Annotated in this window: 22 protein-coding genes; 6 read left to right on the top strand and 16 right to left on the bottom strand. The window is 54.7% G+C overall.

What is annotated here, in order from left to right; genetic code table 11:
• Positions 1-797: 797 nt before the first annotated feature.
• Positions 798-1,685, top strand: a complete 888-nt coding sequence (gene crtC, locus ACTF5M_RS02545; RefSeq protein ID WP_438959533.1) for a carotenoid 1,2-hydratase — start codon at positions 798-800, stop codon at positions 1,683-1,685.
• Between the two features lie 11 nt (positions 1,686-1,696).
• Here crtC and tspO read toward each other — a convergent pair whose 3' ends face one another.
• From tspO to ACTF5M_RS02530, 3 genes are read right to left on the bottom strand one after another with little or no spacing between them, the layout of a single operon-like run.
• The gene (tspO, locus tag ACTF5M_RS02540; RefSeq protein ID WP_438959527.1) at positions 1,697-2,164 is read right to left on the bottom strand and encodes a tryptophan-rich sensory protein TspO; all 468 of its coding nucleotides are present in this window, start codon (positions 2,162-2,164) and stop codon (positions 1,697-1,699) included.
• Between the two features lie 30 nt (positions 2,165-2,194).
• Positions 2,195-3,220 carry a 15-cis-phytoene synthase gene (gene crtB / locus ACTF5M_RS02535; RefSeq protein WP_438959526.1) on the bottom strand — a complete coding sequence of 342 codons (1,026 nt, stop codon included), beginning with the start codon at positions 3,218-3,220 and terminating at the stop codon, positions 2,195-2,197.
• The gene (locus ACTF5M_RS02530) at positions 3,217-4,782 is read right to left on the bottom strand and encodes a phytoene desaturase (RefSeq protein WP_438959525.1); all 1,566 of its coding nucleotides are present in this window, start codon (positions 4,780-4,782) and stop codon (positions 3,217-3,219) included. Before ACTF5M_RS02530 ends, crtB begins: the two co-directional genes overlap by 4 nt.
• An 85-nt stretch (positions 4,783-4,867) precedes the next feature.
• Here ACTF5M_RS02530 and crtA point away from each other — a divergent pair, with 85 nt between their 5' ends.
• From crtA to bchO, 4 genes are read left to right on the top strand one after another with little or no spacing between them, the layout of a single operon-like run.
• Positions 4,868-5,578 carry a spheroidene monooxygenase gene (gene crtA / locus ACTF5M_RS02525; protein WP_438959524.1) on the top strand — a complete coding sequence of 237 codons (711 nt, stop codon included), beginning with the start codon at positions 4,868-4,870 and terminating at the stop codon, positions 5,576-5,578.
• Positions 5,575-6,600, top strand: coding sequence for a magnesium chelatase ATPase subunit I (gene bchI / locus ACTF5M_RS02520; RefSeq protein WP_438959523.1), 1,026 nt, complete (start codon positions 5,575-5,577; stop codon positions 6,598-6,600). The genes crtA and bchI overlap by 4 nt, the downstream gene beginning before the upstream one ends.
• The gene (locus ACTF5M_RS02515) at positions 6,597-8,246 is read left to right on the top strand and encodes a magnesium chelatase subunit D (RefSeq protein ID WP_438959522.1); all 1,650 of its coding nucleotides are present in this window, start codon (positions 6,597-6,599) and stop codon (positions 8,244-8,246) included. The genes bchI and ACTF5M_RS02515 overlap by 4 nt, the downstream gene beginning before the upstream one ends.
• A gap of 4 nt (positions 8,247-8,250) precedes the next feature.
• Positions 8,251-9,135: an alpha/beta fold hydrolase BchO gene (gene bchO / locus ACTF5M_RS02510; RefSeq protein ID WP_438959521.1), complete on the top strand. Its 885-nt coding sequence runs from the start codon at positions 8,251-8,253 to the stop codon at positions 9,133-9,135.
• Here the strand turns inward: bchO and ACTF5M_RS02505 are convergent.
• The gene (locus ACTF5M_RS02505; protein WP_438959520.1) at positions 9,132-10,223 is read right to left on the bottom strand and encodes a ParB N-terminal domain-containing protein; all 1,092 of its coding nucleotides are present in this window, start codon (positions 10,221-10,223) and stop codon (positions 9,132-9,134) included. The two genes, bchO and ACTF5M_RS02505, sit on opposite strands and share 4 nt — an antisense overlap.
• A 4-nt stretch (positions 10,224-10,227) precedes the next feature.
• Positions 10,228-11,526, bottom strand: a complete 1,299-nt coding sequence (locus ACTF5M_RS02500) for an AAA family ATPase (protein WP_438959519.1) — start codon at positions 11,524-11,526, stop codon at positions 10,228-10,230.
• A gap of 566 nt (positions 11,527-12,092) precedes the next feature.
• Between ACTF5M_RS02500 and ACTF5M_RS02495 the strand changes: the two genes are divergently transcribed.
• Positions 12,093-12,773, top strand: coding sequence for a hypothetical protein (locus ACTF5M_RS02495; RefSeq protein WP_438959518.1), 681 nt, complete (start codon positions 12,093-12,095; stop codon positions 12,771-12,773).
• Positions 12,774-12,869: 96 nt separating this feature from the next.
• Here the strand turns inward: ACTF5M_RS02495 and ACTF5M_RS02490 are convergent, their stop codons facing one another.
• The 11 genes from ACTF5M_RS02490 to bchL all read right to left on the bottom strand — a co-directional run bounded on the left by ACTF5M_RS02490 (position 12,870) and on the right by bchL (position 21,700).
• Entirely contained in the window at positions 12,870-13,304 is a 435-nt protein-coding gene (locus ACTF5M_RS02490; protein WP_438959517.1) for a c-type cytochrome, read from the bottom strand.
• A 75-nt stretch (positions 13,305-13,379) separates the two neighbouring features.
• On the bottom strand, positions 13,380-14,594 hold the full coding sequence (gene hemA / locus ACTF5M_RS02485; RefSeq protein WP_048599925.1) for a 5-aminolevulinate synthase: 1,215 nt from the start codon (positions 14,592-14,594) through the stop codon (positions 13,380-13,382).
• Positions 14,591-15,391, bottom strand: coding sequence for a putative photosynthetic complex assembly protein PuhE (gene puhE, locus ACTF5M_RS02480; protein ID WP_438959516.1), 801 nt, complete (start codon positions 15,389-15,391; stop codon positions 14,591-14,593). The genes hemA and puhE overlap by 4 nt, the downstream gene beginning before the upstream one ends.
• Entirely contained in the window at positions 15,391-16,440 is a 1,050-nt protein-coding gene (gene acsF, locus ACTF5M_RS02475) for a magnesium-protoporphyrin IX monomethyl ester (oxidative) cyclase (protein WP_438959532.1), read from the bottom strand. The genes puhE and acsF overlap by 1 nt, the downstream gene beginning before the upstream one ends.
• 68 nt (positions 16,441-16,508) lie before the next feature.
• Positions 16,509-16,805: a hypothetical protein gene (locus tag ACTF5M_RS02470; protein ID WP_438959515.1), complete on the bottom strand. Its 297-nt coding sequence runs from the start codon at positions 16,803-16,805 to the stop codon at positions 16,509-16,511.
• A 13-nt stretch (positions 16,806-16,818) separates the two neighbouring features.
• A complete protein-coding gene (gene puhC, locus ACTF5M_RS02465) occupies positions 16,819-17,289 on the bottom strand; it encodes a photosynthetic complex assembly protein PuhC (RefSeq protein ID WP_438959514.1) in 471 nt (156 codons plus the stop codon).
• Between the two features lie 6 nt (positions 17,290-17,295).
• Positions 17,296-17,925: a photosynthetic complex putative assembly protein PuhB gene (puhB, locus tag ACTF5M_RS02460; RefSeq protein ID WP_438959513.1), complete on the bottom strand. Its 630-nt coding sequence runs from the start codon at positions 17,923-17,925 to the stop codon at positions 17,296-17,298.
• 14 nt (positions 17,926-17,939) lie between these two features.
• Positions 17,940-18,710 carry a photosynthetic reaction center subunit H gene (gene puhA, locus ACTF5M_RS02455; protein WP_341246327.1) on the bottom strand — a complete coding sequence of 257 codons (771 nt, stop codon included), beginning with the start codon at positions 18,708-18,710 and terminating at the stop codon, positions 17,940-17,942.
• 18 nt (positions 18,711-18,728) lie between these two features.
• Entirely contained in the window at positions 18,729-20,138 is a 1,410-nt protein-coding gene (locus tag ACTF5M_RS02450) for a PucC family protein (protein ID WP_438959512.1), read from the bottom strand.
• Positions 20,135-20,800, bottom strand: a complete 666-nt coding sequence (bchM, locus tag ACTF5M_RS02445; RefSeq protein WP_438959511.1) for a magnesium protoporphyrin IX methyltransferase — start codon at positions 20,798-20,800, stop codon at positions 20,135-20,137. The genes ACTF5M_RS02450 and bchM overlap by 4 nt, the downstream gene beginning before the upstream one ends.
• Before the next feature lie 3 nt (positions 20,801-20,803).
• Positions 20,804-21,700 (bottom strand): ferredoxin:protochlorophyllide reductase (ATP-dependent) iron-sulfur ATP-binding protein, encoded by an 897-nt coding sequence (gene bchL, locus ACTF5M_RS02440; protein WP_048599933.1) that lies wholly within the window; start codon positions 21,698-21,700, stop codon positions 20,804-20,806.
• Positions 21,701-21,703: the final 3 nt, after the last annotated feature.

Genomic DNA, 21,703 nt, shown 5'->3' with positions numbered 1-21,703 from the left:
ACATTTAAACTCAATACACATATCAAACAGATAAACGTCCAAAACGGCAGTATCTGCGGACTAACCACGGACGACGGCACACACTACGACGCTGCCCGCGTTTTGTTCAACGGGGACCCAAAAGCGCTGCAAGACGGGTTGTTGGGCAAATCCAGCCGCACAGCCGTCCCCAATGAGCACGTCCAAACACGCAGCCTATCCGCACATGTCCACACATTTGCGGCCCAACCAACCGGACCTGACCTCAGCCATCACACCGTCTTTTTTGGAGATGACCCAAAAACAGAGTTTGGACCCATCCGGTCAAGCAATCTGCCCCAAGACCCCACCCTTTACATCTGCGCCCAAGACCGAGCCGGCGGCGCGCAGCCCAGTGGGTTGGAGCGCTTCGAAATTATCATGAACGCCCCGCCCACAACTAACACCACAGCGAGCCAACGGGAAATTACGCAATGTCAGACACTAGTTTTCAACACATTGGCCCGCTTCGGGCTCACCTTCACCCCAAAACCGACACCCCAAAGCCTGACGCCACCGGCAACATTCAACCGACTATTCCCCGCAAGCCACGGTTCCCTTTACGGGCAGAGCCCACATGGGCTGATGGCATCGTTCGCTCGGCCGACGGCACGCAGCCCATTGAACGGCCTGTATCTGGTGGGTGGGGGGACGCATCCGGGAGCGGGCATCCCGATGGCAACCCTGTCCGCACAGCACGCGGCCGAGGCGATATTGACGGACCTTGCTTCGACATCGACGTCCCGCCCAACGGCTATGCATGGTGGTACATCGACGGGATCAGCCACTGCGGCACCCGCGCCATCAGCATCATCGGCTTCATAGGCTCTGTCTTTTCACCTTGGTATCGCTGGTCAGGTCGCAAATCCCCGCGCAACCACTGCTGTATCAACGTGGCCACTTACGGGCCGGGCGGACGTTTCACCATGACCGATCGGGGTGAAAGCGCCCTGCGCACAAGTCAAAATATCTTTGAAGTTGGCCCCTCCAAAATGACATGGATGGGCGATAAACTGGTGATCAATATCAATGAAATGGGCGCACCGCCAATGGTTGGCCCTGTGCGCGGCAAAGTCACCCTCACGCCAAAATTTGTAACAAACCTTGAGGTACCGCTTACTCCGTCGGGGACCCATGTTTGGCGCCCGTTTGCACCATCTGCAGATATTGATGTGCAGCTTGAAGCAGATGGCTGGCAGTGGGATGGGCACGGCTATTTTGATGCTAACTTCGGGACCGCTGCGCTTGAGGACGACTTCAGTTATTGGACATGGGGCCGCTATCCGCACTCCAAAGGATCCGTGTGTTTTTACGACGCAGACCGCCGCGACGGCAGCACATTAGACGTCGGCTTACTATTTCAAAACGATGGTGAAGTGCAGCTTTTGAACTCTCCCCCCAAAGTTGCAATGAAACGCTCGCTTTGGCAGGTCCGCCGCGAAACGCGGGCTGATGCAGGATACAAACCGGTTCAAGTCAAAGGTATGCTGGATGCACCATTCTACTCACGCTCTGCGGTAAAGACGCAATTTGCGGGTGAGGAAGTTGTGGGCGTTCACGAGGCACTTGACCTCAACCGCTTCCGCTCAAAAATTGTCAAACCGATGCTGGCCTGTCGCGTGCCACGCCGCGCAAAATGGCGCTTTGACACACCACCAGCAGAATAAACCGAGCGGCGTTAAACCGTAGCGACCGCGTCGGGGTTGCGCCGCAAGATCGACCAGTTAAGCGCACCTGCGACGCTGACCCACGCAAGATATGGAACCATCATCCAACCCGCGATAGGCAGCATAAGCCAGAAACTTACCAACGTCCCAAAAACCGCAAGCCACAGCACCACGAGCGAAATCATCGCCGCACGAATGCGCTTTAGCCCGAAGAACACGGGGCTCCAAAGCGTGTTTGCTGCAATTTGAAACGCCCAAAACGCCAAAGCCAAGCCTACGCCTTCGCGACCAGCCACCAATGTCGCAGCGACAGAGCTGAGAATATAAAGCGTTACCCAAGCAACGGGAAACATCCAGTCCTTTGGCGTCCAGCTTGGCTTGTTAAGCGCGCGGTACCATCCATCCGGCGGGAACAAAGACCCCGTAGCCGCGGCCGTGCAGCTTGCCGCCATAAAGACGATGAAAATTGACCAATCCATGTGGGCTTCACCTTTCGCGTGAGTACCCTGTTACCTAGTGACGATATTCGTTTTGTCCATTTGTTCGCGCGCCTTTAAGTCAGACAGGATCGCCAAAACATCGTCACCCCAAAACGGTCGTGCAGGTGTTTTGCGCGCAGCCGCATCAACTAAGAAAGCCACTTCAGGCGAAGGCCGTGCGTATACAACAGCAGATTGTGGCATCATAACGCTCGCCCCTGTCCGCAAAGCAGCCTGTGCAATCCAGCCCAGCTTTTGCCCCTTTGAAGTGTGAGCACGGGTGTTAATCGTGTCATAGCCCGCTTTTTGCACCTCACGACCGATCCCACCATAAATCAAACGGGCCGCAAAAATACCGGTCCGCGCCTTGAGCGGTAGCGCCGAAATCCCCGCTTCCGACCGCATGTAGAGCCGGTTCGCATCCATCACCAAACGCCGCACCATCGCGCGGATTGCCTTGCTAGGGCGCGGATCAGCGAACACGTCTTCTGCATTCAGTCCAGCTGCGTCCAGCCATTCGGTTGGTAAGTACATCCGCCGCTCGCGGGCGTCTTCGCCAACGTCACGCGCAATATTGGTCAGCTGCATCGCAACGCCCAGATCACACGCGCGCGCCAAGGTATTTTCATCCCGAACACCCATCAAAACACACATCATTGCGCCAACAGCAGAAGCCACACGCGCGGAGTATCCATAAAGCTCCTCGAGCGTTTCATACCGCCGCTCAGTCGCGTCCCACGCCAAGCCCTCTAACAGCGCCTCAGGCAAAGCGCGCGGCATTTCGAATTGCTCGATTATGGCAGCAAATGCACGGTCCGCAGGTGCGTCAAATGGGCGGCCTTCATAGGCGCGATCAAGACGTTCTTGCAGCCGCAACACCGCCGCTGCTTTGTGGGCGTTCAAATCAACCGCATCATCGGCAAGTCGGCAGAAAGCATAAAGCGCAAGCGCAGGGTCGCGGACTTTTGCGGGCAATAATTTACTTGCCGCATGAAATGAAAGCGACCCATGGCGGATCGCTTCTTTGCAATGCTCAAGGTCTGCTGGTGCGATCATCGGACGGTCCTTTCCGAAAGAACAGGTTCAGCCCCGCTTGGAGCGACGTCAGGCACCATCTTGGCCAGCACCTCTGCACTGCTCACAACACCCGGTACACCGGCGCCGGGGTGCGTGCCGGCACCCGCCAAAAACAATCCCGACACTTCTTCTGAAACGTTATGAGGACGGAACCAAGCACTTTGCAGAATACGCGGCTCAAGACTAAAGCCCGACCCATTTGGCGAGAGATACCTGTCCCGAAAATCTTCAGGCGTAAACGTAACTTGCTCTGTGATCTTCTCAGCAAATCCCGGGATATGCTGTTCAAGAACGGCGCTCACTTTGGCGCGGTACGCTTCAACGTCACGCTCCCAATCAACACCATTTTTGTGACCCAGATGCGGCACCGGACTTAATACGTAAAACGTGTCATCCCCATCAGGCGCTACCGTTGGGTCGGTCAAGCTGGGCCGGTGAATGTATAAACTAAAGTCATCCGCAAGCTTACCCTTAACAAAGATATCCTTCAGCAGCGCCTCATAACGCGGACCATTCACAATGGTGTGGTGTCCGACATCTTTCCACTCGCCACGGGTGCCTTTGGTCCCGAAATACCAAACGAAAAGACCCATCGACCATCGGCGGCTTTCCATCTTTTTGTCGGTCCAGCGCGCCCGTTTATGACCGCGCAGAAGATGCGTGTAGGTATGACCGGCATCTGCATTACTGACCACAATATCAGCATGGATCATCTCGCCGCTCATCATCCGCACACCGCAACACCGCCCCTGTTCGACCATGATCTCATCGACCACGCTGCCCATTCGGAAAATACCGCCCTGTTCTTTCACCACATTGGCCATCGCATCGGCCAGCTTCTGAACTCCGCCAATCGCATAATGTACGCCAAAGCGTTTCTCCAAATATGCAACCAACGCGTACATACTTGTCACTTTGCGTGGATCACCACCGATAAAGAGCGGGTGGAACGACATAGCCATGCGTAGTCGCGCATCCTTGAACCGCGCCTTTGCAAGGTCCAAAATAGACCGGTCTGCACGAAGCGCCGCAAACAACGGCAACACCTTTATGGTTTCCCAAATGCGGTGCATCGGTTTGGCGACCATACCCTCAAAACCAACCACGTAGCGGCGTTCAGCATCTTTAAGAAAACGGCGGTAGCCCTTCACATCACCAGGGCTAAGACATGCAACTTCTGCTTCCATTTCGGCTGTATCTTGCATTGCCCGAAAGCGGCTACCGTCAGGCCAGCGCACTTCATAGAACGGATCAAGCGGGACCAACTCCACATCATCTTCAAACTCTCGGCCACACGCTGTCCACAAATCTTTGTAAACTTGCGGCACCGTCACGATGGTCGGCCCCAGATCAAACCGATGCCCGCCCTTTGTAATGGATGAGCCACGGCCGCCCACACGATCCAGCTTATCAAGGACCGTCACGCGGTACCCCTTCGCCCCAAGCCGCATCGCCGAGGCAAGCCCGCCAAGCCCCGCGCCAATGACAATCGCATGAGGTGCGGCATCACCGCTCGGGAATCGTGGATCAAGATCATTCATAACTGCTACTCTCGCACTGTCAGGTTTACTTGACAACACTTTCGTGTAAGCTTCGATTGACACTCCTAGCCAAAGTGACTCGTAAATGACCACCCAATGCGTCAGCATCAGCTTCTACAGGTTCGGCCCACTTAGGGCGCGACTATGGGCGCTCGCCATGATGGGCGCGGCACGGTTCAGCATTGGCAAAACGCCACACATCGACTTTTGGAAGCTCTGCGGCTCAGGAACCGGCGAAGGGTTCACCCCGCTTCCCAACACCCAAGTTTACGCCATCTTGGCCACATGGCCCAATATACAAATCGCTCAAGAACAGAGCCTATCTGCACCACTATTTTGCCGCTACAGCGCCCGCGCAGACGAAAGCTGGACAGTCTTTCTAACACCCACATCCGTTCGTGGTGCGTGGTCAGGCAAAGTACCCTTCGTTGAAAGCGCTGACACCGAAGGCCCCCTTGCCGCGCTTACGCGCGCGACGGTGAAAACCCGTAAAGCCCTACGGTTTTGGAAGCGGGTTCCCGCCATTTCATCAGTTATCGGCGCGGATCCGAATGTTGCGTTCAAAATCGGCATTGGGGAGGTACCGTTGCTGCATCAAATTACTTTTTCCATCTGGCCAAATGCTGACGCGATGGCAAATTTCGCCCGAAAAGACGGGCCTCACGCCCGCGCAATCAAGGCCGTCCGTAGGGACGACTGGTTTGCAGAAGAACTCTACGCCCGCTTCCGCGTTTGCGGTGAAGCCGGTACATGGGGCGGCGTTTCGCCCCTCGCACAACTGAAAGAAATCTCATGAAACAGCCCTTCCCCTTCTCCGCCATCGTCGGTCAGGACGAGATGAAACAGGCAATGATCCTCACCGCGATTGACCCCTCAATTGGTGGCGTGTTGGTCTTCGGTGACCGCGGGACAGGCAAATCGACAGCCGTGCGCGCGCTTGCCGCTTTGCTGCCACCGATTACAGCCATCAAAGGCTGCCCAACCAACGCCGAAACCTCTGCGGATTGCCCAGATTGGGCGGCAATCGACACGGACCAGACAGTAGAAATTCCGACCCCAGTCGTTGATCTACCCCTTGGCGCCACCGAAGACCGCGTTGTGGGGGCATTGGACATCGAAAAGGCTCTAACACGCGGCGAAAAAGCGTTTGAAGCAGGCCTACTGGCGCGTGCAAACCGTGGGTATCTCTACATCGACGAGGTCAATTTGCTCGAAGACCACATCGTGGACCTTCTCTTAGACGTGGCCCAAACTGGTGAAAACGTGGTTGAGCGTGAAGGTCTGTCTATTCGCCATGCCGCGCGCTTTGTTCTTGTCGGCTCAGGCAACCCAGAAGAGGGCGAGCTGCGCCCCCAACTTCTTGATCGCTTCGGCCTGTCGCTTGACGTTAGCTCTCCCAATGACGTTGAGACACGGGTCGAAGTGATCAAGCGCCGCGACGCCTACGAGCGGAACACGGCCACCTTCCTTGAAACATGGGCTGTCAAAGATGCGGAAATCCGCGATGACATCATCAAAGCCCGTTCGGTACTGCCTAAAATTAAGACGGATGATGCAATTTTGGCTGATTGTGGGGCGCTTTGTATTGCGCTTGGCTCCGATGGCCTGCGCGGAGAGCTTACCTTGCTTCGCACAGCGCGCGCATGGGCCGCTTATCAGGGCCGCAACAAAGTAATTCGTGCGGATTTACAAGCAGTTGCACCAATGGCCCTCCGCCATCGCCTTCGTCGCGATCCTCTTGATGAAGCCGGCAGCGGAGCGCGCGTCGCACGCATTGTGAACCAAGTCTTCAACACGCCAAGTGTTGCCACTGCATGACTAGTCCCGCACCAGCATGGTCTCTCGCTGAACGCGCGTTAACCTTGTTGGCGCTTAACCCACGTCTTGGTGGCATGTGGGTAAAAGCCCGTAACGGCCCCGTCCGTGACCGCTTCAACGCCGCCTGCGATGCGCTCCCCCTGCCCTGCCGCCGGGTACATCCACGCGTTTCTGACGAACAGCTTTTCGGCGGCGTAGACATCAGCGCTACGCTCCAAAAAGGCTCTGTTGTGACCGAAAAAGGGATGCTGCACGACCCTTCGACACTTGTTCTAACAATGGCTGAACGCACAGAAGGGCCATTGGCCGCGCGGCTTGCGCAAACATTGGACACAGGCGATCACACCCTGATCGCACTTGACGAAGGCTTGGACGAAGAGGGTGCTGAACAACTCGCTCCGACACTAGCGGAACGACTCGCTTTTCACTTAGATTTAGGCGGGATACGGCACACAGATGTCAGTGTCATCACGCTGCCAAGCAGCATTGATCTGACAACTGCTGAAACATCCAATGAGGTAATTAAATACCTCACATCGCTCTGTATTCAATTTGGCGTTGATGGCATTCGCGCGCCTATGTTTGCTGTTGAGGCCGCACGCACACATGCGGCTCTGTTTAACCGTCAAACACCTAATGCCGACGATCTGAAGACGGCCGCTGAACTGGTCATCGCGCCCCGCGCCACCTGCCTACCATCCGATCAAACAGATGCACAAGAAACGCCACCGCCGCCTGAAAACACCAGCGACACTTCAGCAGCCAATCAGTCCGCAGAGATTATACCGCAAGACATGGTGGTCGATGCCATTCGCGCGATGCTGCCACCGGACGTCCTCGCTCGGTTAGCCAAGGCAAAAGCACAGCGAAGCGCCAAAACAGCCAGCGGTTCAGGTGACAGCAAGAAAGGAAACCGCCGCGGTCGCCCCCTGCCATCAACCACTGGTAAGCTGGATGGCACCAACACAATTGATTTGGTCGCGACCCTGCGTGCCGCCGCACCTTGGCAACCATTGCGTCGCCGCGGGTCTAAACAAACCACGCTCGCCATTCGCCCGTCTGATATTCGGGTCAAGCGCTTTAAAGAAATGTCAGACCGACTAATGATTTTCACTGTAGACGCATCCGGAAGTGCCGCCATGGCACGACTCGGAGAGGCAAAAGGCGCAGTTGAGTTGCTGCTAGCGCAGGCCTACGCCCGTCGCGACCATGTGGCGCTGGTGGCGTTTCGCGGTGAAACGGCCGAAACGATTTTGCAACCGACGCGCAGCTTGGTGCAGACGAAACGACAACTGGCCAGCTTGGCAGGTGGTGGTGGTACGCCTCTTGCGGCCGGCCTGAGGGCAGCCCTTTATCTGGCACAACAGGCCCAAGGGCGCGGCCTGACACCCACAATCATCACGCTGACCGATGGACGTGCAAACATCGCTCTTGATGGAAAAGCTTCTCGTGTCCCCGCGGGGACAGATGCCGAGATGATGGCCCAACATATCGCCGCGCATAACATCGCGGGCATGGTCATTGATGTGTCTAACCGACCACATAAAGCCTTAGAAGCCCTCTCCAGCCGCATGATGGCATTCTATATCGCACTACCCAGAGCCAACGCACAAAAGCTCTCTCAGGCCATCTCAGGCGCTTTGTAGAGGCATGGACCTATTGCCCCGCCTGCCCGCCTACTGGCCCCACAAAGAGTACTCTCAGATCATTCCCTGCAGGCCACACAGGTGGCACGTACAAATTATGGGCAGCGGACCGCAATTATTGCTAATCCACGGCGCTGGTGGCGCAACGCATTCATGGCGAGACGTCATGCCGCTATTGGCACAAACGCACGAAGTCATCGCCGTTGACCTGCCGGGTCAGGGCTTTAGCCAACTTGGCTCGCGCGCGCGCTGCGGGCTGGATGCAATGGCTACAGACCTTGCGTCGTTGCTTGCCCAAGAAGGCTGGGAACCCACCGCAATCATCGGGCACTCCGCCGGTGCGGCCATTGCAATGCGGCTTGTAGAACTTGGCGTGTCCCCGCGGGGACAGATCATCGGCATCAATGCGGCTCTCGCAAATTTCAAAGGCATTGCAGGCTTTCTATTCCCTGCGTTCGCCAAGCTGCTGTCCCTGAACCCACTGACAGCACGTATCTTTACTGCTACCTCTGGCAACAGCGCAGCAGTTGAGCGCCTGATTACTGGGACAGGTTCAGAGCTGGATGAGAACGGCCTAAAGCTTTATGAGACGCTCCTCTCACGTCGCTCGCACGTTGATGGCACACTCGCTATGATGGCGCATTGGAAGCTGGATGGGTTGCTCGAACGGCTACCAAAGATCCGCAATCAAACACTCTTCATTACCGGCTCAAACGACCAGGCTGTTCCGCCGAATACAAGCAACGCAGCTGCCTTACATATGACAAACGCGCGAGTGCAAGAACTTAGTAAACTTGGGCACTTAGCCCATGAAGAAAGCCCGCAGCAGGTGGTCAACCTGATACGGGCCTTTATCGAAGAGCAACGTGTCCCCACGGGGACACGCTAGTTTGGATCAAGCGCTTCCCAAAACGCAGCTACTGCAGCCTCAAGCCGAGCGCGCTCAACGGTTGTGAAATCCATCTTCGATTGCATCGAAAAACTTCCTTCAGCGGCGACGCACTTCACCTGTCCCCGCGGGGACATCAAACGTAGGGTCGTCTTGGCCATCTCAGGAGGCGTTGTTTTCTGAGTATTCTTCTCAGCCACAAACGCCCGCAGCATCCGAAGTTCATCAGCCGCACTCTGCCCACTTGCGTCAAGCAAGCGCTGCTTCAGAACACTGACAAGCGCAGAGTTCTCATCAAGCTTTTTCCCTACCTCAAGGCCAAGCGCCCGTGGGATTACATCAACATGAACTAAGCTTGGTTCAAGCCGCTGATATAGCTTTGCAAAGTTCTTAATGTAGGCCCGCTTTTGCCGACCCGCACTTGCAAACAGATCATCAATGGCTTCGTTCACGTTCGAGAACGCTTTGTCAGACGACCGCAAGTAAGCCCAAGAAATCGCCGCCATTTCACCAAATCCGATACCTTTGCGAACGATATTCTCATCTACCATCCGACGATACAAAGACCGGTCTTCTTCAGTCTTAGCAATAATTCCTACTGGAATTTCAGCAAATCGCTTTTCACCAGTTTCTTTGTAAAGCTCACGAAACGCAGTCAGACGCCGATATCCCTGAACCAACTCATAACCATCACCTGCCTCCAGCACCTGAATAGGGTTTGAAAGCCCAATATCGCAGATCGAGGCCTTTAACTCATCAATTTCACTATCGCGGACCGCCTTGCGATCACGGGTCAGTAGTTCAGCTTTAACACTGTCAATATCGACTAAACGCGTAATCAAGCCAGCTTGTTTTAGGCCCACTAACTCATGGGCGAGCCGGTCATTTTCGGCGCGAATAGCGGCCTCTGCTGCTGCGCGCTCTGACAAAGCGCCAGCGTTCTCAGCAATGGCTGAAGCCATAGGGCCACGCCGGTCGTGGGGTGCTGACGGGGCAGGGGAACCAAACATCGACTTAGTCTCTAACTGAGGTGTTTGTGTATGTTCTGCTTCATCAAAATCAATATCGAATACACGACGTTTCTTCATAGCATTACTCCAATTCTTCCCACGCGCTTACAAGGTTAGTCCGAAATTCTTCATAGGCCTGATCAAAGGATGCCCGCGCACGGCGCCAAGTCTCACGCGTCATGTCCCTGTAGTCGATCTCGTAAATGGACGACAGGAAGCGACCTGATTGCTCAACAGCACGGGTCATCTCAATGGGATGTTCGGTAACTCTATCTTCAAACACTTTAACAAATGCCTGCTGCATCGCACGGTGCAGATCATTGTTTGGCTCAAAACGGGTCAGCAAGAAGCGGACATCAAGGAACTCCTTTGGAAGGGACATCGTCCCCGCGGGGACACCGCTGCGGAAGTGCGCCAAATCCTCAAGAGCCTCGGACAGCTGGCCGATAAATGAGGTCGTAGAATCATACTCCCAGTAACCCGGACCTGATGGGATATACAGAACATCCGCCGCAAAGACGGCATTCATCGATTGGTATCCAATCGCGGGCGGGCAATCGAAGATGATCATGTCATATGCGTCTGGCGGCAACTGATCGAGGTAGCGCGAGACGGCAGCAAAAAACGACCACTCTGGGTTCACATGGCGATACTGCGCAGAGGCGAACTCAACAAAGGCTGCATTGGCACAAGACGGCACGATATCAATTGTAGGCCATGACGTCGGCTTAATGAAATCCGTCACCCGCAAATCGGCCAATCCCATATCCGTAATTGAAGAGGGCAGGCTACGCTTGGGCAGAGCCGCACCGCTTTCAGCGCCCATACTTACATTGGCGTTCATCGCCTCTGTTTGGTGAATTAGGTCGCGCGCCATGACGCCCCAAACAGTGAATTCCTCATCCACATCCGACAGCCCCATCGAATGAGACAGTGTAGCTTGGGGATCAAAGTCCACGCAAAGAACGCGGTATCCGTCAAGCGCGGCCGCATGGGCAAAGTGCAGCGCAACCGTGGACTTTCCAGCACCGCCTTTGAAGTTAGCGATTGCTGCACGAATGGCCCGCTTACCCGACGGGCGCGGCGGCATAAGCGACTTTCGGTTCACCTTAAGGCGGCGGCGGATCTGGTTGATCTCCTCAAGGGAGTACCAGCGTTGGCGCCCATCTTCCTCAACCAACCCTTGGGGCAGGGAGGGGTCTGACGCCAACCGACCGCGCAAAGTGGACTGGTTTACCTTGAAGATAAGCTCGCCCACCTCCCAACTGGAAAAACGCCGCAGAGTTTTTTCCATCTCTGGGGAATAGGTTTGCTTCCTAATAACACCCTGCATTCGCAAGGACTGCGCTTGCATGCGAGCTAGATCTTCATGTGAAAACATTTGGAGCCTTTGACATAACTTGTCCCCGCGGGGACGCTTTTAGATGCTGTTGTCCTGATTTACGCCTAATTTGCGAAAAAAGCAAAAGGGGATAAAGATGAAATCGTAAAAAAAGCGAAAATAGCACGTAGCGGCTGTTTTTGTGAGAATCGCAAGGCGCTGCTGGACCCAACAAAGGCCTATTTTCTGACGAGTATCCCAAATTAAGGGGGGACACAACGATTGCCACCGCTACATATTGGGGGACAAAAAAGCCCTAATAGGTGTCATTCATGCCGTCCCCCTATACCATTAATACCAAACATATCTTTATTGATTAGTCGTTTTGAGGGGCTCAGGAAAACTGAACTTGACAGAATCGAGCCATTGGACGCAAATCAGACAAGAGATTTGATTTAGCGTTGAGTTACACCACGAATTTGTGTAGTTCTGCGCCATCACTCGAAAAATAATAAAAAGCAGAGGCAACCGAACATGGTGTCGCTGCATGAGGCTAAACATAACGCGACCCAAAGTATCCGCCAAAAGAGCGGAGGTTTATTCCAAAGGGCGCGAAAAGGGCGGATATGAACGTTACCCAAACTGTTGGGCGCAATGCGTCAGTGGTAAAATATGATGTGCTAACTGCCATGGGCGCCTATGCCCTGGCACACGGTAAACACGAGCAGCGGTTGATACTGCGATTTATTACACTTGTTGTGGCGCGCTATAATTGGCAGCGGGATGAGTTGGCCGTGGGGCAAATTGAAATTGCTCGGCTTTGGGCAGTGGAACCCCGCACCGTTAAACGTGAGATGGCTAAACTTAAAGCAATGGGGTGGCTTGTGGTTCACCGCCAAGGCGCGCGTGGGCGTGTAACCCAATACGGGCTTGATCTGGAGTGTATACGACGTGCGACGCGGCCACAGTGGGATGCTGTTGGCCCTGATTATGCGTTGCGTATGGAAGGTGTACCTGAAAGTGCAAAGGTGGTGCCGTTGAAGGCACGCGGGAAAATAGCTGCACCAGACCCGAGTAGTGGGACAGAATGGAGCTTGGCCCAATGTGTGCTTCATACTCAGGACGAAGGCGCATACGGCGCGTGGTTAAGCGCGCTGGTGCGTGTTGAGCGGGCAGGGGGGCGGTTGGTCCTTCGCGCGCCGAGTAAATTTCATGCTGCTTATGTTCAGACCCATTTAATTGAACAAGTGAATGCAGCGTGCCGAGCTGTCGACCAAGACGTAAGCGAAGTTGTCTTAGTGATCTAAGCTGCGAAGTATCTAGTTTAGTTAAAAAAATGGCCGCCCCCTAACGGGGACGGCCATTGCTTTTTACAAAGAAAAACAAATTTTTTATTTTGCAGATCAGTTAGCTGGGGCCAGCGACGCAAGGTACGCGTAAATGTTCACAGCATCTTCTTCTTTACGTACTTTATAGCTCATTTTGCTGCGGCCCTTCTCGCCTGTGGCTTCTTTCAGGTACCCTGTTGGGTCCTGAACATAAGCGACAAACGATACTTCGTCCCACACGAGACCAGCGTCTGTGCCAGCTTTCATGAGCTTGGAGTAGCGATAATCAGACTGAGCGATCGCGTTGCCGACGACGTTGTAAAGGTTTGGACCAGTTGGTTTTTTCTTACCAACAATGTCATTGCCGTCTGCGTCTTGAACCCAGTGGCATGTTGTACAGTTTTTGAATGCATCTTCACCTGCAGCAGCATCACCAGAAGCGTGGCCGTCTGCAAATGCAGCGCCACCGATAGCCATTGCGGCGGTCAGGGTAAGTAGTGTCGTTTTCATAAGTCTATCTCCAACGTTCATTCCAATAATCAACCTAGGGCCAAAGTGCCGCAGGTAAAGTTAAGCCTGCTATAATCACGCGACTGCGTGGGAAACCGCGCATTGCTTCCACAGAGTGCTAAGCGCATTTACCAAATGATCGATGTCCGCATCAGTATGGCAGGGGCCCGGTGTAAAGCGTAGCCGCTCGGTTCCTTTTGGCACTGTGGGGTAGTTAATGGGCTGCACATAAATGCCGTACTGCTCCATCAGGTAATCCGCGATCATCCGCGTTTTGACAGGATCTTTGATCATCACGGGGATAATATGGCTTTTGTTCATCAGGTGCGGGATGCCAGCGCGATCAAGTTTATGACGTAGCTGCGCGACTTGGGCTTGTTGGCCTTTACGCTCAACATCTGAGGTCTTGAGGTGCTTGATAGACGTTTGCGCCGCTGCTGCCACTGCGGGGGGCAGGGCGGTGGTGAAGATAAAGCCAGAGGCAAACGAACGGATGAAATCACACAGCGCCTCGGAGCCAGTGATATAGCCACCAACAACACCGTAGGCCTTGCCCAAAGTCCCTTCGATCAGTGTGATCCGATCGGCAAGCCCCTCACGCTCGGAAATACCGCCGCCACGTGGGCCGTACATGCCAACGGCGTGAACTTCATCAAGGTAAGTCATCGCGCCGTGCTTCTCAGCAACTTCAATGATTTCGCGCATCGGGCAGATGTCACCATCCATTGAGTAAACGCTTTCAAACGCGACAATCTTTGTGGTGTTGGCGGGCAGGGCAGCCAACTTACGATCAAGGTCCTCAACATCGTTGTGTTTCCAGATGACCTTTTGAGCCTTTGAGTGACGAATGCCTTCGATCATTGAGGCGTGGTTGCCTTCGTCTGACAAGATCACAGCATTGGGCAGTCGCGCGCCAAGGGTACTTAGAGCGGCCCAGTTCGATACGTACCCAGAGGTGAACAAAAGTGCACTTTCCTTGCCGTGCAGATCAGCCAGTTCGTTTTCAAGGGCGAGGTGGTGAATGGCGTTGCCAGAGATGTTGCGTGTTCCACCCGCACCAGTACCACAGCTCTCGGCGGTGCGTGTCATGGCGGCGATCACGTCAGGGTGGTGACCCATGCCAAGGTAATCGTTTGAGCACCAGATTGTGACATCCCGCGCCTCGTCTTGGCCATGCTCAGACGCCTGAGGGAACTTACCCGTGTGACGTTCAAGCTGTGCAAAAACGCGGTAATTGCCATCGTCTTTGAGTTTGTCCAACTGCTCATTGAAAAGAATATCAAACGTCATGACGTGGTCCCTTTTGTTTTTGTGGGCGCAGGGGCGGGGAGCATCCAGCGCCATAGTTTTTCGTCAGGCAATGGAATGACCATTAGCCAGTGTTCTAGTAATGCCAGCGCAGTGATGGCGGTGAGTAGGGTAAATCCGGCCACTTCTGCCTGTGATGAGGCGGAATATAGCCGTTCAAGCCAGCAGGCCGTCGCGAATGTGAGCGCGGTGACCGATATAGGAAACAGCCAATTGACCCGTGCGTGGCGAAAATGGCTCGGCAAATGTGCCAGTGGTTTTGGTAGAAATTCCGTGTTGATCTTGGGGACGCCCAGAAAGAGGTTCAGCTTGGCTGAGATGCGGGCGAAATAAAGAACCGCGTATGTCCAAAGACCAAAGATGTTTTCGGCGTCTTGGCTGACCCAAATCATTGCAACAAGGGCTGCGGTCAACAAAATCTCGTGGTGGGCAACGGTGCCCCACGCACGAACAAAGCGCTCAAATGGTGGGGTGTTAGGCGGCAATTCAGCGGTGTTTGGACCGGTGATAATGCCCGTCAAGAATGCCAGCTCAATCCATCCCCAAACGGCCAAGGCGGCCAAAAACCCGATATAGGGCCCCGCCACTCCGGTTTGAGAGAGCGAGACGTAAAATGCAGCAGCCCCCGTAAGCAGGAACGGCAAACCCCATAGAACAGCACATAGGCCAGCGGTGCCCTCGGCGCGGTCAGCACGGCGCACGATCACAAGGATCGCACCCGTGGAAAACCACCACAAGAACAGCGCGCCAAGCGCAGATATCCATGGGGTCGCCAACATTAGTAGGCCGGTTCCATCATGGTGCTTGCTGGACGTTCGTGATGCACAACGGGGATGGAGTAGAGGACAGCAAATGCGGCCGCCGCGCGGGCGGTTCCGATGAACTGTTTGATCTTACCAGCAACGCCGCGCTGACGTTTGCCAGCGGCAATCTGAACGTTGGCGTCTTGTAGTTTGTCGAGCCCTTTGCGGAAGCGCGGGTGATCAATATCAAGCGTGAAGGGATATATCTGTTTGCTGATTTCCGATGTTTTACGGAACACCTCCATGCCGTACCAGGTCACATCCACGCCCAAGGCCTCGTGGAAAACTGGGCGCTGGTGGTCACGGACCCACATCGTGCCGTAAACGGCCGTCAGGAAAAACTTGATCCAGAGGCGGTTCTGGCGCGATTCCGTCAATTTAGGGTCTGTTTTCATCAACAACGCAAAGGCTTCGCCGTGTGAAAACTCGTCGTTGCACCATTCCTCAAACCATTTGAAAATGGGGTGGAAGCGGTGCTCGGGATGCTTTTCGAGGTGGCGGAAGATCGTGATGTAGCGCGCGTAGCCGATCTTTTCTGACAGATACGTGGCGTAGTAAATGAACTTGGGGCGGAAGTACGTGTACTTCTTTTGTTGGGTTAAAAAGCCCAAGTTGACCGCAATGCCAGCTTCGCGCAGTGCATCATTGATAAAGCCAGCGTGACGGGCCTCGTCGCGGGCCATCAGTTGGAAAAGTTGCGTGATGTCTGGATTAGAACCGCGGCGTTTCATTTCCTTATAAAGCACACAGCCCGAGAATTCAGCGGTACAGCTGGAAATCAAAAAGTCGATAAATTCGGCACGCAGAGCAGGCTCCATGCCGTCCCAATCGACGGTGTCCCAATCAGCGTTTTTCTTGAAATGGCCCTTGTTTGGGTCTGCTTCCATTTGGCCGATCAGAGTGTCCCAGTCGTGGCGCACGTTTTCAACGTTGACGGCGTCCAGCTCATCGAAATCAGTTGTGTAAAAGCGCGGGGTAAGAAGCGTGTCCTGCATCGCAACATCGGTTGCTTTTTCCGACGTCATGGCTTCGTTGGTACCATGCAAAGCGGTGGGGGATGCGTGACCGTTCAGGTCCTTGGGGGTTTGGATGTTCATACTGTAACCTCCTCAGAGAATGAAAACTCGCAAAGCTCAATAAATTCCAGATCACCGGTCAGGCGCGTCCATGCGCGCTCAAGACCGCTGGCGCGGGTGATGACAGCGGTGCGGTTTTCTTCGACGATTTCGCCGAAAGGCGCCATGATCTCGGCCCCTTGGACCAAAACGCTATCACCGGGGTGAATGACTGCTCCGTTGTCAAATCGCACATGCGCGCTGAGCTCTTCAAAGCGGTGCGAGATGCTGACAGTGCAGGGCGCTGTTTCTTTTGATCGGGTGAATAATCCCATGGTTCCGGTTCCCTTATTGATCGAGCAGCGTGGCGAAGGCTGCCCAGTTTTCGGACCCAAACCCCATCAGGTCTGCGCTCCAGTTGGTTGCGTCATCGATGATGGCGACGCGGTTATTGGCAAATTGCACAAGGCGCACAGGCGCGCTCATGTCCATGTTATTTACGGTGCGGTTGCGTTCAACGACGCGTGACATCACGCCCATAAAACCACCTGCACCCGGGCCTGCATCAAGCAAAACTGTGCCGTCGATATCAGCGATATACGTGGCGCCTGAGATTTCGCTTTTCATCGTGATCGTACGTTCTTTCACGATTGGTGAAGCAGGCAGAGCACTGGCCGATGGGCGGTCTGACCAGACCGAGTAGGCTGACAAAGCCACTGTGCAAGCGATCATGAACAACACGCCACGGATCAGCGTGCGCGGGATCATTTCGCGGTCTTTGTTCAACATTTTACGGGTTTCAGAAGGGGCAAATTGCATGTCAGTTTACTCCGCTGGAACGGCGTTGGGGACGCGTGTGATAATGGGGGCTTCGGATACCCGCGTCTCCGCTGCGGCGGCCAAAATCTGTGCGACATTAGCGGCGTCAGGGATGCAACGGAGAGCGGGTTCCGTGTGGGCCATTCGCCAAGGGCGAACGTGGGGCCAACACATTAGGTAACTCATGCGGGTCTTGCCCGATGTTTGAAGCGCGATGGTGCCATGACCGCCAGAAAGCAGCGCGAGGTTTGCGTTCTTCACCCACTGGTATGGCAGGTTCAGGGTCATCGTCAGAGCCGCCCCGATGCGCATGGCAACGCGGCGGTTCGTAATTGTGTAGACCGTGTTACGGGCCTGTACGTATGAAATCAGTGCCAGCACAGCGACTGTTGCCGCTGCAAATATCGCAAACGGTAGTACAGACAGAAGTGCGTGGCCAAAAGGGGCAACCCCAAGCACAACGATGAAACGCCACAGCGCGAACAAAGCGAAATAGCCCATGAGCCATTTCAGGCCCCAGCTTTCTTTGGTCAGGCTCCACCAATTGGGGCGTCCTTGCCAGAGGATCTCTTCGCCCGTAGGCAATTCCTCTGGCAGACCTTCGATGGGTTCAACTGCGAAATCGTCGTGTGACATGGGGTCGACTTTCCTTAGGCTTGGGGTTCCAAACGGCTTGGGTCCGCATAGAGCGTGCCGCCGCCGTAGTAGGCTTGGATCTTCTCTTCCTCGAGCAACGTCACAGTAGTTGCCGATTTTTGGGTCGGAATACCTTTGACGTTGTGCGAATAGATTGAGCGGATCTTGAGGTGGTTTGATTTGATACGCGCCATTTCACGGGCTACCAGTTTGGTGCCGCCGCCAAATTCTGCATCAACTTCATAAGCGAAATAGCGCACCAGCTGTTCTGGTTCATCGATCCACATATCGGTGACGCGACCAACAACAACGTTATCGCCTGTCATAACCGGTAAACCACGTGGGTCACGGCCAGCAGACACGCGGAATGTGTCAACGCTCGACATGGGGATGATCTTGGGGTGACCTTTGCCATCCAGCTCTGGATGATCTTGACGCGCAGCCCACGCACCTGGACCAACGCCGTCCATCATTGGATCACCGGTTGGCTCGAACGGCAGGCCGTTTATGACGCCAGTTTGCTCAAGCGCCAAATCTGTACGGGCTTGGCGGTCAGGACCGGGAACGGTTACCTCGCCGCGGCCGTGTGGCAGCTTAAACGTTTTGGGGTTTGGCACAGGGAAGGGGCCTTGGTTGGCCGCTGTCTCACCGTTATCATTTTCAAGCGGATAGCCTTCACGCATGTTTTCGGTTTGCAGATAGTAAATCAGCAGCGCGAAAAAGCCGTAAAAGCCCCAAAGAGCGACGCTCGCCAAGTCGATGTTTCCAAAAATAGTTCCGTCCATTTTCTTTCTCCGAATGTGTCAGGTAGGGAAGTCAGCCAGACCGATCTGACGTCCTTGCTGAGTGGTCTGTGTCCCGCGTCGCACAAGGGGCCCCAAGGCGATGAGCGTGACAAAAATAAGAGCAATTTCAGTATGATAGACAACTGAATAGCCCGTTGATGGCGTGGCGAGCGCCGGTCCGAAGTTCCCGTTAAGTGCGGCAGTGTTGACCACATCGCGGATGGTACCCCCGATGAGGATCGACAGGCCCGTGGCGGTCGCTTGCGCGGCGCCCCAAGCCCCCAAAGCAAGGCCGCGGCCTGCGTTGGGCAAAGTCATTGCTGCGGTCAGCGTGGCGACTGCAAACAGCCCTCCACCCAAGCCGATCGCGGCGCTTCCAGTGTAGAAAAGGAATACTGAATTGAGTGGTGCGGCGAACACAACGCATGTGAAAGCACCCACTCCAACAAGCAGGCCACGGCCTGCCATGAGATGTGTGTTTAGCCCACCGCGCAGCCATCTAGCTGCAAGTGCAAAGCCCAGAAGTGAGCCAGACGCCCAAAGCGCTGTCAGTAAAGTGGTGGCCGATACAGATAGCCCCAAGACTTCGCCGCCGTAAGGCTCAAGCAATACATCCTGCATATTGAAAGCCATGGTTCCCAAAAAGACGACAACGATCAGGCGGCCAACTTGACCGCCAGCCATGAAATCTGACCATGTATCTTTGAAAGTGGGGCGTGGTGCTGCATCACGCTCTGCCTTAGATTTGGGCACCAGCTTTTCTTGTTTCCACAAAGCGACAATGTTCAAAACAAGGGTGATTACGGCGCAAGATTGAATGACGCGGACCAGCTGCAGATCACTAAAATCGCGCAGGAAATAGCCAACGATCACGGCGGACAGCCCCATACCAACCAGGAACATGACGTACAAAAGAGCCACAACGCGAGGACGTGTTTCATCATCTGCGCGGTCTGCGGCCAATGCCAGACCTGCGGTTTGGGTCATGTGCATACCAAGGCCGGTCATCAAGAATGCTGCTGCTGACAGAACCTCACCTGCCCATTCGGGACCGGCTGCTTGCTCAAATCCCAGTGACAGAATGGCGAAGGGCATTACCGCTAAGCCGCCGAACTGCCATAAGCTGCCAAACCATAAGTAGGGGATGCGTTTCCACCCGAGTGAGCTTTGCAAGTTGTCTGACTTGAAGCCCAAAAGTGCGCGGAACGGCGCAGATAAAACAGGCAATGCGATCATGACTGCGACAATTATCGCCGGTACTGACAACTCAACGATCATAACGCGGTTTAAAGTGCCCAACAGTAAGACAGACGCCATGCCGACGGACACTTGGAATAGCGACAACCGCAAAAGCTGTCCGAGGGGTAGACCCTCAGACGCGGCATCCGCAAATGGGAGCCATTTTGATATGCGCTGCGCTTGGCTCACTTAGTTACTTCCAAACATTCAGAGATATAAAAACCCGAGTTGATCCGCGCGACGCTGCGCAGATTACCGTCTACAAGGTGCGCCAATTTTTTGGGCGCATGTGGGATCATCACGGGGCTGCGGTCACGGCGTGGAAAGAGTTTCCCCATGCCGAAAAACGCCATCAAGAACGGTGTGCGTGGCGCAACAGTGAATACAATTTTACCACTTGTTCGCTTGAATAGGGTTGAGATTGAGCGATTGATGTCAGCGGCATCATAGTAGATCAAACTATCCATCGCGACCACGTGATCGAAGTCACCAAGCGCGGGGTCGAGCATATCGCCTGCGTGAAATGTTACTTGATGAGACAAGGCATCTGGCAACCGCTTGCGTGCGATTTCCACCAGTGATGGCGAGATATCCACGGCGACTACCTCTGCACCGCGCAAGGCCAGTTCATGCGTCATTTGACCCGCGCCACAGCCGGCGTCCAAAATTCGTTTGCCGCGCACATCACCAAGGGTGTTGAGCATTGTTTCACGCATCCGGTCCCGTCCCGCGCGCACGGTTTCGCGCACCCGCGACACGGGCGCGTCTGATGTCAGGCGCTCCCATGTTTTAGTCGCGGTTTGGTCGAAGTATGTTTCGACGCGGGAAAGGGTGCGGTCGTATGCGGTCATGGTTTAATCGAAGCCCAACAATTCAAAGATTTCGCGGTCAGGCAGAGGTGCAGGCGCAAGCGCCTCAGTGCCGTTCCAAAGTGTCTCTGCTAGGCGGATGTATTCTTTGCGAACCTGTACGATTTCTTCCTCATCGGGCATCTCAAAGAGGGTCTTCTTTTTGAGACGTGATCGGCGGATCGCATCAAGATCAGGCATGTGTGCGATGCGGTTAAAGCCAACGGTTTTACAGAACCGATCTACTTCATCTGTCTCGCGTGAGCGGTTGGCGACGCAGCCTGCGAGGCGGACTTTATAGTTGCTGGACTTCGCTTGAACGGCAGCGATAATCCGGTTCATCGCATAAATGCTGTCAAAGTCGTTTGCGGTGACGATCAATGCACGGTCAGCGTGTTGCAAGGGGGCAGCAAAGCCGCCGCACACCACGTCGCCCAAAACATCAAAAATGACTACGTCCGTGTCTTCAAGCAAATGGTGCTGCTTAAGCAATTTGACGGTCTGGCCAACCACATAGCCACCACAACCAGTACCCGCCGGAGGGCCACCTGCTTCAACACACTTAACGCCGTTGAAACCCTCAAAAACGAAGTCTTCAGGGCGTAGCTCTTCTGCGTGAAAATCCACATCCTTTAGGATGTCGATAACTGTCGGAACAAGTGAGCCTGTCAGAGTAAACGTGCTGTCATGCTTTGGGTCACACCCAATTTGCAAAACCCGTTTGCCCAGCATTGAAAATGCAGCAGACAAGTTGGACGAGGTGGTTGATTTACCAATGCCGCCTTTGCCGTAGACCGAAAACACCTTGGCGCCTTCGATTTTCATTCCGTCATCTTGATGGACCTGTACGGAGCCTTCGCCGTCTTGGCCTCTCAGGATGGGGGTGCTTCTGTCTAGTGCCATGTT

Source organism: Nereida sp. (assembly GCF_965655635.1).
Classification (GTDB): Bacteria; Pseudomonadota; Alphaproteobacteria; order Rhodobacterales; family Rhodobacteraceae; genus Nereida.
The sequence above is the reverse complement of the archived record's forward strand: the minus strand, read 5'-3'. Positions and strand labels throughout refer to the sequence as shown.

Excerpts from the sequence above, each read along its gene's own strand:
- ACTF5M_RS02505 (WP_438959520.1), bottom strand. The coding sequence starts at position 10,223 with ATGAAGAAACGTCGTGTATTCGATATTGATTTTGATGAAGCAGAACAT.
- bchI (WP_438959523.1), top strand. The coding sequence starts at position 5,575 with ATGAAACAGCCCTTCCCCTTCTCCGCCATCGTCGGTCAGGACGAGATG.
- ACTF5M_RS02470 (WP_438959515.1), bottom strand. The coding sequence starts at position 16,805 with ATGGGATTATTCACCCGATCAAAAGAAACAGCGCCCTGCACTGTCAGC.
- ACTF5M_RS02495 (WP_438959518.1), top strand. The coding sequence starts at position 12,093 with ATGAACGTTACCCAAACTGTTGGGCGCAATGCGTCAGTGGTAAAATAT.
- ACTF5M_RS02500 (WP_438959519.1), bottom strand. The coding sequence starts at position 11,526 with ATGTTTTCACATGAAGATCTAGCTCGCATGCAAGCGCAGTCCTTGCGA.
- puhE (WP_438959516.1), bottom strand. The coding sequence starts at position 15,391 with ATGTTGGCGACCCCATGGATATCTGCGCTTGGCGCGCTGTTCTTGTGG.
- bchL (WP_048599933.1), bottom strand. The coding sequence starts at position 21,700 with ATGGCACTAGACAGAAGCACCCCCATCCTGAGAGGCCAAGACGGCGAA.
- hemA (WP_048599925.1), bottom strand. The coding sequence starts at position 14,594 with ATGACGTTTGATATTCTTTTCAATGAGCAGTTGGACAAACTCAAAGAC.
- ACTF5M_RS02490 (WP_438959517.1), bottom strand. The coding sequence starts at position 13,304 with ATGAAAACGACACTACTTACCCTGACCGCCGCAATGGCTATCGGTGGC.
- ACTF5M_RS02530 (WP_438959525.1), bottom strand. The coding sequence starts at position 4,782 with ATGAATGATCTTGATCCACGATTCCCGAGCGGTGATGCCGCACCTCAT.
- puhC (WP_438959514.1), bottom strand. The coding sequence starts at position 17,289 with ATGCAATTTGCCCCTTCTGAAACCCGTAAAATGTTGAACAAAGACCGC.
- bchO (WP_438959521.1), top strand. The coding sequence starts at position 8,251 with ATGGACCTATTGCCCCGCCTGCCCGCCTACTGGCCCCACAAAGAGTAC.
- ACTF5M_RS02515 (WP_438959522.1), top strand. The coding sequence starts at position 6,597 with ATGACTAGTCCCGCACCAGCATGGTCTCTCGCTGAACGCGCGTTAACC.
- crtB (WP_438959526.1), bottom strand. The coding sequence starts at position 3,220 with ATGATCGCACCAGCAGACCTTGAGCATTGCAAAGAAGCGATCCGCCAT.
- acsF (WP_438959532.1), bottom strand. The coding sequence starts at position 16,440 with ATGACGTCGGAAAAAGCAACCGATGTTGCGATGCAGGACACGCTTCTT.
- tspO (WP_438959527.1), bottom strand. The coding sequence starts at position 2,164 with ATGGATTGGTCAATTTTCATCGTCTTTATGGCGGCAAGCTGCACGGCC.
- bchM (WP_438959511.1), bottom strand. The coding sequence starts at position 20,800 with ATGACCGCATACGACCGCACCCTTTCCCGCGTCGAAACATACTTCGAC.
- puhA (WP_341246327.1), bottom strand. The coding sequence starts at position 18,710 with ATGGACGGAACTATTTTTGGAAACATCGACTTGGCGAGCGTCGCTCTT.
- crtA (WP_438959524.1), top strand. The coding sequence starts at position 4,868 with ATGACCACCCAATGCGTCAGCATCAGCTTCTACAGGTTCGGCCCACTT.
- puhB (WP_438959513.1), bottom strand. The coding sequence starts at position 17,925 with ATGTCACACGACGATTTCGCAGTTGAACCCATCGAAGGTCTGCCAGAG.